This is a genomic window from Bradyrhizobium sp. CCGB01, assembly GCF_024199795.1.
Taxonomy (GTDB): domain Bacteria; phylum Pseudomonadota; class Alphaproteobacteria; order Rhizobiales; family Xanthobacteraceae; genus Bradyrhizobium.
Map to the genome: position 1 here is coordinate 8,141,291 of NZ_JANADK010000001.1, position 13,671 is coordinate 8,154,961.

At 65.1% G+C, this 13,671-nt stretch carries 12 protein-coding genes; 7 read left to right on the forward strand and 5 right to left on the reverse strand.

The window, feature by feature from the left end; genetic code table 11:
* Positions 1-3: 3 nt before the first annotated feature.
* Positions 4-1,149, reverse strand: coding sequence for a YjgN family protein (locus NLM25_RS38295; RefSeq protein ID WP_256571093.1), 1,146 nt, complete (start codon positions 1,147-1,149; stop codon positions 4-6).
* A 425-nt stretch (positions 1,150-1,574) separates the two neighbouring features.
* Between NLM25_RS38295 and NLM25_RS38300 the strand changes: the two genes are divergently transcribed.
* Positions 1,575-2,840, forward strand: coding sequence for a cytochrome P450 (locus NLM25_RS38300; RefSeq protein ID WP_254140320.1), 1,266 nt, complete (start codon positions 1,575-1,577; stop codon positions 2,838-2,840).
* A 96-nt stretch (positions 2,841-2,936) separates the two neighbouring features.
* On the forward strand, positions 2,937-4,211 hold the full coding sequence (locus tag NLM25_RS38305) for a cytochrome P450 (protein ID WP_254140321.1): 1,275 nt from the start codon (positions 2,937-2,939) through the stop codon (positions 4,209-4,211).
* Between the two features lie 292 nt (positions 4,212-4,503).
* On the opposite strand, the gene NLM25_RS38310 is transcribed toward NLM25_RS38305, so the two are convergent.
* Positions 4,504-5,424: a LysR substrate-binding domain-containing protein gene (locus NLM25_RS38310; protein ID WP_254140322.1), complete on the reverse strand. Its 921-nt coding sequence runs from the start codon at positions 5,422-5,424 to the stop codon at positions 4,504-4,506.
* A 125-nt stretch (positions 5,425-5,549) separates the two neighbouring features.
* Between NLM25_RS38310 and NLM25_RS38315 the strand changes: the two genes are divergently transcribed.
* The 4 genes from NLM25_RS38315 (at position 5,550) to mdlC (ending at position 10,486) form a co-directional block, all read left to right on the forward strand.
* Positions 5,550-6,719 (forward strand): acyl-CoA dehydrogenase family protein, encoded by a 1,170-nt coding sequence (locus NLM25_RS38315; protein WP_254140323.1) that lies wholly within the window; start codon positions 5,550-5,552, stop codon positions 6,717-6,719.
* A gap of 10 nt (positions 6,720-6,729) precedes the next feature.
* Positions 6,730-7,833, forward strand: coding sequence for a CaiB/BaiF CoA-transferase family protein (locus NLM25_RS38320; protein WP_254140324.1), 1,104 nt, complete (start codon positions 6,730-6,732; stop codon positions 7,831-7,833).
* Positions 7,834-7,847: 14 nt separating this feature from the next.
* Entirely contained in the window at positions 7,848-8,699 is an 852-nt protein-coding gene (locus tag NLM25_RS38325) for a MaoC family dehydratase N-terminal domain-containing protein (RefSeq protein WP_254140325.1), read from the forward strand.
* A 164-nt stretch (positions 8,700-8,863) separates the two neighbouring features.
* Positions 8,864-10,486, forward strand: a complete 1,623-nt coding sequence (mdlC, locus tag NLM25_RS38330; protein ID WP_254140326.1) for a benzoylformate decarboxylase — start codon at positions 8,864-8,866, stop codon at positions 10,484-10,486.
* A 93-nt stretch (positions 10,487-10,579) separates the two neighbouring features.
* Here the strand turns inward: mdlC and NLM25_RS38335 are convergent, their stop codons facing one another.
* Complete coding sequence (locus tag NLM25_RS38335; RefSeq protein ID WP_254140327.1) at positions 10,580-11,356, reverse strand: SDR family NAD(P)-dependent oxidoreductase; 777 nt, start codon at positions 11,354-11,356, stop codon at positions 10,580-10,582.
* A gap of 77 nt (positions 11,357-11,433) precedes the next feature.
* Here NLM25_RS38335 and NLM25_RS38340 point away from each other — a divergent pair, with 77 nt between their 5' ends.
* On the forward strand, positions 11,434-11,895 hold the full coding sequence (locus NLM25_RS38340) for a MarR family winged helix-turn-helix transcriptional regulator (RefSeq protein ID WP_254140328.1): 462 nt from the start codon (positions 11,434-11,436) through the stop codon (positions 11,893-11,895).
* Between the two features lie 164 nt (positions 11,896-12,059).
* Here NLM25_RS38340 and NLM25_RS38345 read toward each other — a convergent pair whose 3' ends face one another.
* Positions 12,060-12,854 carry an SDR family oxidoreductase gene (locus NLM25_RS38345; RefSeq protein ID WP_254140329.1) on the reverse strand — a complete coding sequence of 265 codons (795 nt, stop codon included), beginning with the start codon at positions 12,852-12,854 and terminating at the stop codon, positions 12,060-12,062.
* 74 nt (positions 12,855-12,928) lie between these two features.
* On the reverse strand, positions 12,929-13,624 hold the full coding sequence (locus tag NLM25_RS38350) for a hemolysin III family protein (RefSeq protein WP_254140330.1): 696 nt from the start codon (positions 13,622-13,624) through the stop codon (positions 12,929-12,931).
* Positions 13,625-13,671: the final 47 nt, after the last annotated feature.

Genomic DNA, 13,671 nt, shown 5'->3' on the forward strand with positions numbered 1-13,671 from the left:
AGATCAGAATCCCGCAACATCAAGCCCATCGGCAAAGCCTTCGCCGAGCGCGCTGGCAAGCTCGCCGCTGCCGCGCACATCCGCCGCGGCGGCGATGTTGTGCACCTCGACGGTCTCCAGCACCTTGGTCCAGAGATCGCGCTGAAGATAGACCCGCATGATGATGTTGACCGCAAGCGCCACGGCGAAATAGCCGAGGACCATCACCACCAGCATCGGGATGCTCCTGGCGCCATTGCCGGGCTCGAAAACCTGCTCGGCCGGAACGCCGCTCAGCTGGACGACCAGCATGGTCGCGCCGCCGAGATAGGCGCCGAAGATGGTCGAAAGCAGCATCCACCAGCCGATCACCTTCCAGTACAGGCCGTAGAACGCATCATGCGGCAACTCCGAGGACAGGCTGACGCCGCCGATGCGGATGCCGTCGAGCCACCAGCGCCATTCGCGCGCCTTGAACTCGGCATAGAAGAACGGGGCGAGCGGGAAGATCACGATTGCGACCGGGCTGAGCAGCCACAGCCACCAGCCGCGCTTGAAGAACGTCCAGCCGTCGCCTTCGAAATCGCCGCGCAAATCGCCGTAACGGGTGTGCTGCATCTTGTAGCGCTCCAGCGCAGCCGCGCGCCAGGGCAGCGCAAGGCCAAGCGTCAGGAACACCAGCAGGCCCCACGCCATGGCGCGGAACGAATAGGCCCAGCCCGAGCCGTCCATCCAGAACCGGACGCCGCGCCAGACCGTGCGCGTCAGCCGGTAGCGCCGCGCACGAAAAATCGCGAACTGGCCGAAGGCGTAGAAGCTGATGAACAGCGGCGTCGAGGCAAAGCCCTGCCAGCGCTCGAATTCGATGCCGATGAGAAAATAAGCGAGGTAGATCGGCACCAGGATGGCGAGCGCAAACAGGAAGCCGACCAGCAGCTCCTTGGCCCGGCCGGTATATTCGGCGGCATCGCCGTCGATCGCCGTGTTCGTCCACAAATGACGGCGGATGTCGGTGACCAGCCAGAACCGGTAGAAGCCGAAGGTGACGAGCTCCAGCATGGCACCCTTGGTGACCATTTTGCGGAACTCGGTGCGGTTGCCGGTGAAATCGACCCGCGTCGGCGGCAGCGGCGGCGGTAGCGGTTCGGAGCCGATGGGGGCCCATTGCATGTCGTTCACGGCGGCAACCTCGGGGTGCGGACCTGGTACGGTCAAACTATAGATCAGAGATTAGTCGATCCCCAAGATGGGCGGGTTCGATTTACCTCGATACCAGCCGGTTTCTCGCAGGTTTCACGACAAACGGCGTGCGGAAGATCACCTTGGTGGACGGTCACGCAGCCCGGATGGAGCCAACGGGTCGGCGCAAAGCGCCGCCCGATGACAAGCTCCGCGTAATCCGGGACAGTGGTCGTTGCGGTCCGAATCCCGGATTGCGCTTCGCTCCATCCGGGCTACGCGCCCGGCCACGCCCAAAGGTTGGATGTGGCAAAACTCTCCCTTGCTCCGACGCAGACAACCGGCTGTAATTGCAAATCAAATACCGCAGCGCAGAATTCAACGAGAACGCGCGGTTCATGTCAGGGAGAGCGGTCATGCATGGGACCATCGAGAGCGAGGCGAAGCTCGACGAGCTACGCGCACGCGCCACGTCACTGCCGCTGGAACAGTTCGATCCGGGCGATCCCGAATTGTTCAGGACCGATACGTTCTGGCCCTATTTCGATCGCCTGCGCCGCGAAGATCCCGTGCACTACTGCAAGGACTCGATGTTCGGGCCGTACTGGTCGGTGACGCGCTACAACGACATCATGGAGATCGAGACCAACCATTCGGTGTTCTCCTCGGCCTCCGCGCTCGGCGGCATCACCATCCGCGACATCGATCCGGATTTGCGCCGCGAGAGTTTCATCTCGATGGATCCGCCGCGCCACGCCGCCCAGCGCAAGACCGTGGCGCCGATGTTCACGCCGACGCATCTGGACAATCTCGCCCTCAACATCCGCACGCGCTCGGCCGAGTGCCTGGACAATTTGCCCCGCGGCGAGGTGTTCGACTGGGTTGACCGCGTCTCGATCGAGCTCACTACGCAGATGCTGGCGGTGCTGTTCGACTTCCCCTGGGAAGACCGCCGCAAGCTGACGCGCTGGTCGGACATCGCCACCACCATTCCCGGCCCCGACGGCCTCGTCGCCACCGAGGACGAGCGGCAGGCCGAGCTGACGGAATGCGCCGGCTATTTCGCGCGCCTCTGGAAGGAGCGCATCGAGCAGCCGCCGAAGAGCGACCTGCTCTCGATGATGGCGCATGGCGCCGCGACACGCGACATGGACGCGAAGAACTTCCTCGGCAATCTCGTTCTTTTGATCGTCGGCGGCAACGACACCACCCGCAACACCATGTCGGGCTCGATCTACGCGCTGAGCCAGCATCCGGAGCAGTATCGCAAGCTGCGCGAGAACCCCGCGCTGCTCGACAGTTTCGTGCCGGAGGTGATCCGCTGGCAGACGCCGCTCGCGCACATGCGCCGCACCGCGCTTGCCGACTTCGAGTTCCGGGGCAAGCAGATCAAGAAGGGTGACAAGGTCGTGATGTGGTATGTCTCGGGCAACCGCGACGCCGAGGCGATCGAAAAACCCTACGATTTCATCATCGACCGCGCCCGCCCGCGCACGCATCTCTCCTTCGGCTTCGGCATCCATCGCTGCGTGGGCTTGCGGCTTGCCGAACTCCAGCTCAAGATTATCTGGGAAGAGATCCTCAAGCGCTTCGATCATATCGACGTGGTCGGCGAACCCAGGCGGGTCTATTCGAGTTTCGTAAAGGGTTTGGAAACGCTGCCCGTGAAGATTGCGGCGTGAGCCAAGACGCCCCCTCGCCCCGCATCCGCCTTCGCCAAAGCTTCGGCGTGACAGGGCGGGGAGAGGCGAGGGAAAGAACCAACTGGAGCCACGACCATGAACATCCAAGCGCCGGTTAAAGTGGACAGGGCCGAACGCATGCGCAGGGCCCGCGAGGAGGCCTATGCGACGCCGCTGGCGCAATTCCACCCCGGCGCGCCAAGGCTGTTCCAGGACGACACCTTGTGGCCGTGGTTCGAGCGGCTGCGCAAGGAAGAGCCGGTGCATTACTGCACCAACGCGCCGATCGAGCCGTACTGGTCGGTGGTGAAATACAACGACATCATGCATGTCGACACCAATCACGGCATCTTCTCCTCGGACTCGACGCTCGGCGGCATCTCGATCCGCGACGTGCCGCAAGGCTATGACTGGCCGAGCTTCATCGCGATGGATCAGCCGCGTCATTCGTCGCAGCGCAAGACGGTGTCGCCGATGTTCACCCCTCAGCACCTGGACGAGCTGGCCAAACTGATCCGCCAGCGCTCGCAGACCGTGCTCGACAATCTGCCGCGCAACGAGACCTTCAACTTCGTCGAGCGCGTCTCGATCGAGCTGACGACGCAGATGCTGGCCACCCTGTTCGACTTCCCCTGGGAGGAGCGGCGCAAGCTGACGCGCTGGTCGGACGTCTCGACCGCGCTGCCCAAGAGCGGCATCGTCGCCTCGGCCGAGGAGCGCCGCCGCGAGATGGACGAGTGCTACGCCTATATGTCGAAGCTGTGGAACGAGCGCGTCAACTCCGCGCCACGCAACGATCTCTTGTCGCTCATGGCGCATAACGATGCGACGCGTTTCATGGACCCCGACAACCTCATGGGCAACATCATCCTGCTCATCGTCGGCGGCAACGACACCACGCGCAACACCATGACCGGCTCGGTGCTGGCACTGAACGAGAACCCGGACCAGTACGAGATGCTGCGGAACAATCCGGCGCTGATCGATTCCATGGTGCCCGAGGTGATCCGCTGGCAGACCCCGCTCGCCCACATGCGGCGCACCGCGCTCCAGGACACCGAGGTCGGCGGCAAGCACATCAAGAAGGGCGACCGCGTCGTGATGTGGTACGTCTCGGGCAACCGCGACGAGGAGATGTTCGAGAAGCCGAACGAGTTCATCATCGACCGCCCGCGGCCGCGCACCCATCTCTCCTTCGGCTTCGGCATCCACCGCTGCGTCGGCATGCGCCTGGCCGAGCTGCAGCTCCGGATCGTCTGGGAGGAGATGCTGAAGCGGTTCGACCGCATCGAGGTGGTCGGCGAGCCCAAGCGGATCTATTCGAGCTTCATCAAGGGCTATGAGTCGCTGCCGGTAAGGATTCCGGGGTAGGCCGGGCTCTACGGACTCCCTTGGGGCAACCCGTCTCCCCAATCTCGCTGTCATGCCCCGCGAAAGCGGGGCATCCAGTACGCCGCGGCTTCTCGGCTCAAGCACTGCGGCCTCTGGAATACTGGATCGCCCGCCCCAGTGCGCAAGTGCGCACAAGGCGGGCGATGACAGCGGAGGGATGAGGCGCGACACGGCCCAGCTATAAAATTCCGGCATGACAGCTCGCTCAAGATGAGAAGGGCCGGCTGCGGGCTTGTGTCCTAAATCCTCCTGAGAATTCAGCCCCGGCGCTTCAAGCCAGGCGAATGTCCCACAGGCCTTCCTTGCGGCAGGCAGCGACTTCCTCGCGCAAGAGTGTCGTGATGGCGAGCGAGGCCGTCGAGGCCGGGCGGTCGATCGGAGAGGCGAAAATGAGCTCGCGCGTCATCGGCCTGGATACGGGCGCGGTTTCCAGCCGGCCATCGGCGACCTCGCCGTGGACCGACGAGGGCGGCAGCAGTGCGAAGCCGAGGCCCTCCTCGACGAGGCTCGTCAGCACGCGGAACGAATCCGCCTCGAGCTGGACGTCGAGCTTGATCTTGCGCTGGGCGGCCGCGTGCTCGATCAGCGCGCGGAGGCCGTGGGAATGACTGGGCAGCACCAGCCGCTGGCGCAGCAGCCAGCCGATGTCGACGCTCTTCTTGCGCGCGAGGCCGCATCCGCGCGGGCCGACCGCGACGATGTTGTCGCGGCCGAGGCTCTCGACGTTGAGATGCAGATCGGCGGAGCGACCATAGAGGATGGCAAGGTCCATCTCGCCGCGATGCAGCCATTCGACCAGATGGCCGCTGTAGCTCTCGACGATGCGCAGCGAGATGCCGGGAAACTTTTCGACGCAGCGCCGCGCGAAGCGCGCCGACAGCACGCAGCTCACGGTCGGAACCAGGCCGAGCACGACCTGGCCCGACGGCGGCCCCTTGGCCGACTGGATGTCGTCGCGGATCTGGTCGATCTGCCGCACGATGCCGGAGGTGCGCGCCAGGAGCAGACGCCCGGCCTCGGTCAGCACCATGCCGCGGCCGTTGCGCGTGAACAATTCGGTGCGCAGCTCGTGTTCAAGCAGCTTGATCTGCCTGGAGAGCGCCGGCTGCGCCACGCGCAGCGTGTCGGACGCCTTGCTCAGGCTGCCGAGCTCCGCCACGCAACTGAAGGTCCTGAGCTGCCGGAAATCCATGCTTGCCAATCCTGGAAGGCTACTCCATACGCTATAGCAAATGAGCATAGGGGGCTGGCGATGTTTTCACAACGCCAGAGGATCGGCCGGCGTTATCTTGACTGCCGCTAGATACGGGAAACGCCATGAGTGAAGAACACCACACCGAAGATCACGCCGACATCCGCGAAGCCGTCGCAAAACTCTGCGCGCAGTTTCCCGGCGAATACTGGCGCAAGCTCGATCGCGAGATGGCCTATCCCAAGGCCTTCGTCGATGCGCTGACCGAGGCCGGCTATCTCTCGGTGCTGATCCCCGAGGAATATGGCGGCGCCGGCCTGAAGCTCTCGGCTGCCGCGGCGATCCTCGAAGAGATCCAGCGCGCGGGCTGCAACGGCGGCGGCTGCCACGCCCAGATGTACACGATGGGCACCGTGCTGCGGCACGGAAACAAAGAGCAGAAGGCAAAGTACCTGCCGAAGATCGCCAGCGGCGAATTGCGCCTGCAGGCCTTCGGCGTCACCGAGCCGACCAGCGGTACCGACACCTCCTCGCTCAAGACCTTCGCGCGCAAGGAAGGCAACGACAGCTACATCGTCAACGGCCAGAAGATCTGGACCAGCCGCGCCGAGCATTCCGACCTGATGGTGCTGCTGGCGCGCACCACGCCGAAGGAGCAGGCCAAGAAGCGCACGGATGGTCTGTCGGTGTTCATCGTCGACATGCGCGAAGCCAAGAACAATGGCCTCGAGATCCGCCCGATCCGCACCATGATGAACCACGCCACCACCGAAGTGTTCTTCACCGACATGAAGGTGCCGGCGGAGAATCTGATCGGCGAGGAAGGCAAGGGGTTCCGCTACATCCTCTCCGGCATGAATGCCGAGCGCATCCTGATCGCGGCTGAATGCGTCGGCGACGCCAAATGGTTCATCGCGAAGGCGACGAACTACGCCAAGGAGCGCGCGGTGTTCGGCCGGCCGATTGGCCAGAACCAGGGCATTCAATTCCCGATCGCCAAGGCCTACGCCTCAATGCGCGCGGCGGAGCTGATGGTGAAGGAAGCCACCCGCAAATACGAGGCCGGGCTCGACTGCGGCGCGGAAGCCAACATGGCCAAGATGCTGGCGGCGGATGCGTCATGGGAAGCGGCGAATGCCTGCATCCAGACCCATGGCGGCTTCGGCTTCGCCGAGGAATACGACGTCGAGCGCAAATTCCGCGAGACGCGGCTCTACCAGGTGGCGCCGATCTCGACCAACCTCGTGCTCTCCTTCGTCGCCGAGCACGTGCTCGGCATGCCCCGCTCGTACTGAGGCAACAATCATGGGAGCACTTGACGGGATCAGGGTGATTGCGGTCGAGCAGGCAGTGGCGGCGCCGTTCTGCTCCTCGCGCCTGGCGGATGCCGGCGCGGAGGTGATCAAGATCGAGCGGCCCGAGGGCGATTTCGCCCGCGGCTATGACGCGGCGGCCAAGGGCCAGAGCAGCTACTTCGTCTGGCTCAACCGCGGCAAGCAATCGGCGGTGGTCGATCTTGCCACCAAGGAAGGCTGCGCCGAGCTGGAGAAGCTGATCGCCAGCGCCGACGTGCTGATCCAGAACCTGAAGCCGGGCTCGATGGACAAGCTCGGCTTCTCCCGCGAGCGCTTGCTCAAGGACTATCCAAAACTGATCTCGTGCACGATCACCGGCTATGGCGACGAAGGCCCCTACGCGCACCGCAAGGCCTATGATTTGCTGATCCAGGCCGAGAGCGGGCTCGCTTCCATTACCGGCAATCCCGACGGCGCCTCGCGCGTCGGCATGTCGATCGTCGACGTCGCGACCGGCGCCACCGCGCATGCGGCGATTTTAGAAGCGCTGATCGGGCGCGGACGTACCGGCAAGGGCGCCGACATCCGCATCTCCATGTTCGACGTGATGGCGGACTGGTGCACCGTGCCGTTGCTCAATTCGGAGGCCGGCAATCCGCCGAAGCGCATGGGCCTGCGCCATCCCTCGATCGCGCCCTACGGCGTGTTCACCTCGAAGGACGGCAAGGACATCCTGATTTCGATCCAGAGCGAGCGCGAGTGGAAGACGCTTTGCGTGAAGGTGCTGGATCAGCCCGACCTGCCGGCCGATCCGCGCGTTGCCAACATGGTCGAGCGCGTGCGCAACCGCGACTTCACCGACAGGACGGTCGCGGATGCCTTCGGCAAGATGACGCGCGACGAGCTGCTCAAGCGCCTGTCGGATGCCGACATCGCCTTTGCCGAGGTCAACACCATGGCCGACCTCACCAGCCATCCGCATCTGCGCCGCATCGAGGTGGACACCCCGAACGGTCGCGTCAGCTATCCCGCGCCGGCGCCGATCATCGTCGGCGAGACCCGCGCCTACGGCGCCGTGCCCGGCATCGGCGAAAAGCCCCAGTCCAAGAAGTAACAGAGCGAGGCGTCATGACCGAGAAGCTCGACATCGATCACTTGCGGCAATGGGTCGGCCGCAGCACGGAGGCCACCGACATCGTCACCGCGCAGCTCGTGAAGGGCCTGCGCGCGACGCTGTTCCAGGAGGTCGGCGAGCCGAAAAAGGGCGACGCCGCGCCGTTCACGGTGCACTGGTGTCTGGCGCAGCCGGTGTTTCCGATGTCGATGCTCGGCCCCGACGGCCATCCCACCCGCGGCGGCTTCCTGCCGCCGGTGCCGCTGCCGCGCCGGATGTGGGCCGGCGGCGAGATTGAGTTCCTGCAGCCATTGCAGGTTGGCGATGAATCGACCCGGACCTCACGTATCGCCGACGTACAGGTGAAATCAGGCTCGACGGGAACGCTGTGCTTCGTTTCGGTCGAGCACAGCATCTCCTCGCCGCGCGGCACAGCCATCCGCGAGCGGCAGGACATCGTCTACCGAGAGATGACCAGCAGCGCGCCCGCCGGCGCCAAGGCCCCGCCTCCGCCGCCGAAGGCGCAGCACCGCGAAACGCATGTCTCCGATCCCGTGCTGCTGTTCCGTTATTCCGCGCTGACCTTCAACGGCCACCGCATCCATTACGACCGCGACTACGTCACCAAAGTCGAGGGCTATCCGGGCCTGATCTTCCACGGCCCGCTGCAGGCGGCGCTCATCATCGAGATGGCGGCAAAGCTGCACGGCGGCAAGGCGCCGAAGAAGTTCACCTATCGCGGCCTGCAGCCGCTGTTCGAGGGCACGGAGTTCTCCATCAACGCCAACGAGACCGCTGATGGCATGGAGCTGTGGACCGCGAATGCGGAGGGGCAGCCGACGATGAAGGGCACGGCGGTGTGGTGACGGCGACGTCGTCATTGCGAGCGGCGACGTGACAATCTAGACCCTCACCCTGAGGAGCCGCGCAGCGGCGTCGCGAAGGGCGAGGCCACCAGCCGGGCCTTCATCCTTCGAGACGCGCGAAGACGCGCTCCTCAGGATGAGGAAATAACAAGGGGACGGAAACCATGGCCAAGAACGGCACGACCGGCAGCAAGTCCGTCACCGTCAAGCAGGCGACGCTCGACCTGCTGCGCTCGTTCGGCATCGACAGGGTGTTCGGCAATCCCGGCTCGACCGAGCTGCCGTTCCTGAGCGACTGGCCCGATGACATCGACTATGTGTTGGCGCTGCAGGAGGCCTCGGCAGTCGGCATGGCCGATGGTTACGCCCAGGCGACGCGCAATGCCGGCTTCGTCAATCTGCATTCGGCGGCCGGCGTCGGCAACGCGCTCGGCAACATCTACACCGCGCATCGCAACCAGACGCCGCTCGTGATCACCGCGGGCCAGCAGGCGCGCTCGATCCTTCCCTTGCAGGCGTTCCTCTATGCCGAGCGCGCATCGGAATTCCCGCGGCCTTACGTGAAATACAGCGTCGAGCCAGCGCGGCCCGAGGACGTGCCGGCCGCGATCGCGCGCGCCTATTACACCGCGATGCAGCCGCCCTGCGGGCCGACCTTCGTGTCGATCCCGATCGACGACTGGGCGCATGCCTGCACGCCGGTCGAGGCGCGCAAGGTCAGCCGCGAGGCCGGTCCCGAGGCGGAGGCGATGAAGGCGCTGGTCGCGGCGCTCGGCTCCGCAAAACACCCTGCCCTCGTCGTCGGCCCCGGGGTCGACCGCGCCGGCGCGGTCGATCTCATGGTGCGCGTCGCCGAGAAAGCGAAGGCGAGCGTGTGGGTCAGCCCGTTCTCGGCGCGCTGCTCGTTCCCGGAACAGCATCCGCAATTCGCGGGCTTCCTGCATGCCTCGCCCGCGCAACTCTCCGATGCGCTGCGCGAGCACGACCTCGTCGTCGTGGTCGGCGCGCCGGTGTTCACCTTCCATGTCGAGGGCCATGCCGCGATCTTCGATGGCGGCGCGACGATCTTCCAGATTACCGACGATCCGGACGCGGCGGCGGTGACGCCGGTCGGCACCAGCATCATCGCGACGATGAAACCCGCGCTCGCGATGCTGCTCGACCTCCTGCCGGACAGCAAGCGCGCTACACCAAAAGGCCGCACGCTGCCGCCGGCGCCGCCAGCCGCCGATCCGCTCCCGGTCGAATTCCTGCTGCACTCGCTGTCGCAGGCGATGCCGGATGGCGCATCGCTGGTCGAGGAAGTGCCCTCGCACCGGCCGGCGATGCAGAAGTTCATGCCGATGCGCGGCCAGGACAGTTTTTACACCATGGCGAGCGGCGGTCTCGGCTACTCGCTCCCTGCGGCGGTCGGCATGGCGCTGGGCAAGCCGAAGCAACGGACAGTGTGCCTGATCGGCGACGGCTCGGCGATGTATTCGATCCAGGCGCTATGGACCGCCGTGCAGCGAAAGCTGCCGCTCACGATCGTCGTCATCAACAATTCCGGCTACGGCGCGATGCGCTCGTTCAGCCAGGTGATGCAGGTGCGCAACGTGCCCGGGCTGGAGCTGCCGGGGATCGATTTCGTGCGACTGGCCGAAGGCTTGGGGTGCCATGCGGTACGGGTCAGCAAGGCCGCGGAACTGGGCGAGGCGCTGAAGCGCGGAATGGCGTTCGAGGGGACGAGCCTGGTGGAGGTCGTCGTGGATTCGGCGGTGCCGGTGCTCTACGGGCAGAAGCATTGACGAAGCGCGTCGTACCGTAGCCCGGATGAGCGCAGCGATATCCGGGGTGCAGCGGAGGTCCCGGATGTCGCTTCGCTCATCCGGGCTACGACATCACGACGCCAGAAATCCCCCATCGGCCGCCAGCACATGCCCGACGACATAGGATGACGCGTCGGACGACAGCCACACCACCGCCTCTGCCACCTCTTCCGGATTTCCCATCCGCCGCAGCGGCAGGCCGGCACTGACGGTGGCGATATCGCCGACACCGGCGCGCAGCATCATGTCGGTGACGACACGGCCGGGGGCGATGGCGTTGATGCGGATACCGCGCGGCGCATTCTCCATCGCGGCCGAACGTGTCAGCGAGATCGCAGCGGCCTTCGAGGCGGAATAGAGCGAGAAGCCGGGATTGGGATTGCGCACACCGCTAACGGAGGCGTTGACGACGATGCTGCCGCGCCCCTGCGCCAGCATCGCCGGCAATTGATGGCGCAGGCACAGGAACAGCGCGCGGACATTGGTGTCGAACACGCTGTCGTAGATATCAGTGCCCTGCTCTTCCAGCGGCGCGCGGCGTTCCTGGAAGCCCGCATTGTTGAAGGCCACGTCGAGCCGGCCGCAACGCTCAATCGCCGTACGGACGAGCCGCACGACGTCGTCCTCGCGCGTGATGTCGGTCTGACACGGGATGGCGTCCGCGCCGAGCTCGCGGCACGCGACCGCCGTGGCGTCGATTTCGGCCTCCCGCCGGCCCGCGACGATGATCGCTTCCGCGCCTTCCGCCGCCATCCGCAAGGCCGTGGCGCGACCGATCCCGCTGCCGCCGCCCGTGACGAGACAGACCTTGCCTTTCATCCGCTCACCAGCTGGCAAAGTTCCGTTCATCGCTCACTCCAAAACGCTTGCGCGCGCCGCTGCGCGCATATAGTTGTATGGTACAACTATATGCCTGGAGTCAAGCCGTGGCCGAGCTTTCGCTGATCGACGACATCCGCGCCGCCTCGCGCCTGATGGTGCGCGAGCTCGGCTTCATGGATGCGACGGTGGCGGCCTCGGACTATCCGCCCTCGGCCGTGCACACCATCCTGGAGATCGGCATCCGCGGTGCGATGACTTCAGGCGAGCTCGGCGATTTCCTGCGACTGGAGAAATCCAGCGTCAGCCGCATGGTGCGCAAGCTGATCGATTGCGGCGAGCTGCGGGAGACCCAGGATGAGGCGGACGCGCGCAGCAAGAGGCTGTCGCTGACGGCGAAGGGCCGGCGCACGCTGGAGGCACTACATGCGTTTGGCCGGCAGCAGGTGAGCGGCGCGCTGGCGGCACTGACGACAGCCGAGCAGCGCACGGTGCGCGAGGGAATGATGCTCTACGCGCGGGCGCTCAGGCAGAGCCGGGGGGAGGATGAGGGGCAGGCGGTGGCGTAGCTACCGGTGTCGTCCCCGCGAACGCGGGGACCCATACCGCGTGATCTATCGATGAAGCGCGGGTGTCAGTACCGAATAACTACTAGTCTTCGCCAAATACCTCCCCGCGGTTATGGGTCCCCGCGTTCGCGGGGACGACAGCGAGGGTTTGGTGCCCGCCTGCCCTACTTCCCGAAATCGTCCCGCATCTTCGCCTGGATCTTGGCCATGCCGCCGATCCAGCGGTCGTAATTCTCGGTCTTCTTGCGCATGTAGCCGAGCACCTGAGGATGCGGCAGGATCAGGAACGTCTCCTGCTCGAGGCCGGCGAGGACGTCCTTTGCCACTTGCTCCGGCGTCAGGTCGCCATCGCCGGATTGCGGGCCCTTCGGGATCGATCGCAGCATGTTGGTGTCGACGCCCTGCGGACAGAGGATCGAGACACGGATGTTGTGCGCCTTGTGCGAGATCGCGAGGTTTTCGGCAAACCCGACCGCGGCATGCTTGGTGGTGGAATAAGCCGGGCTGCCGACCTGCGACAGCAGGCCCGCGGCCGAGATCGTGTTGAGGAAATAGCCGCCGCCGCGCGCCTTCATGCGGGGGATGAGATGCCGCGCCGCATAGACATGCGCCATGACGTGGATCGCCCAGCTCCGCTGCCAGGGTTCATCGGAAGCGCCACCGGCATTGACCGACATTGGATCGAAACCGCCGCCGATGCCGGCATTGGAGCAGAACAATTCGATCGAGCCGAACTGCCGCTCGGTCTCCTCGATGACGTGCGAAATGTCCTTCTCCTGCGCGACATCGCATTTGAAGGCCGCACCGTCCACCGTGGCCGCGACCGCCCTGGCGTTGGCGGCATCCATGTCAGCGACGACGACCTTCGCCGCGCCCGCCTTGTGAAAAGCCTCGCACAGCGCCTTGCCGATGCCGTTTGCGCCGCCCGTGACGACCACGACCTTGCCGGTCACCTGCATGCGACGTCTCCTCTTGTCTTTTGCCGCTTGGCTTGTCTTATACCGCGTCGCTTATTCCGCGTCGCGGATCCTGCTCAGCTCAACACGAGGTCGAGCACCGCAGTATAATGGCACGCCGCGCCAGCCAAGACAAAGCCGTGCCAGATCGCATTCTGGAAGCGCAGCCGCCGCCAGGCATGGAAGATCACGCCAAAGCTGTAGAGCAGGCCGCCTGCAAGGAGGAAGCCCAGCGCCAGCGCGGGCAATGCCCTGACCACGGCGTCGTAGAGCATCACGCCGCTCCAGCCCATGGCGAGGTAGGTGCCGACTGCGACGCGATCGTACCGGCCGGGGTAGAGGAGTTTCAGCACGATGCCTGATATCGCGACGCACCAGACGCCGGCGAGCAGCACCAGCGCGAACACGCTGTCCTTCACCTCGAGGATGAACGGCGTGTAGGTCGCCGCGATCAGCAGATAGATCGCGGAATGGTCGAACCGCCGCAGCAGCCATTTGGCCGGCGAGACCGGCCAGAGATTATAGGTCGCCGACAGGACCAGCATCGAGAGCAGGCCGGCAACATAGATCGAGACCCCGATGATGTTGGTCGCGTCGGCATAGACCGCGGCCAGCACCACCAGCACGGTCGCGGCGATGATGCCGGAAAGGACGCCGATCGCATGTATCACGCCGTCGGCGATCAGCTCGGCACGGTCGTAGTTCCAGCCGATCGCATCGGCTGCGGCGTGGACGGAGGTGGACGCAAGTTGTTTCAATGTGAAGATGGTCATGGCAATCCGCAAAGCGAGGCAATGCACTCTTCTAGAGGTCTTTCGGG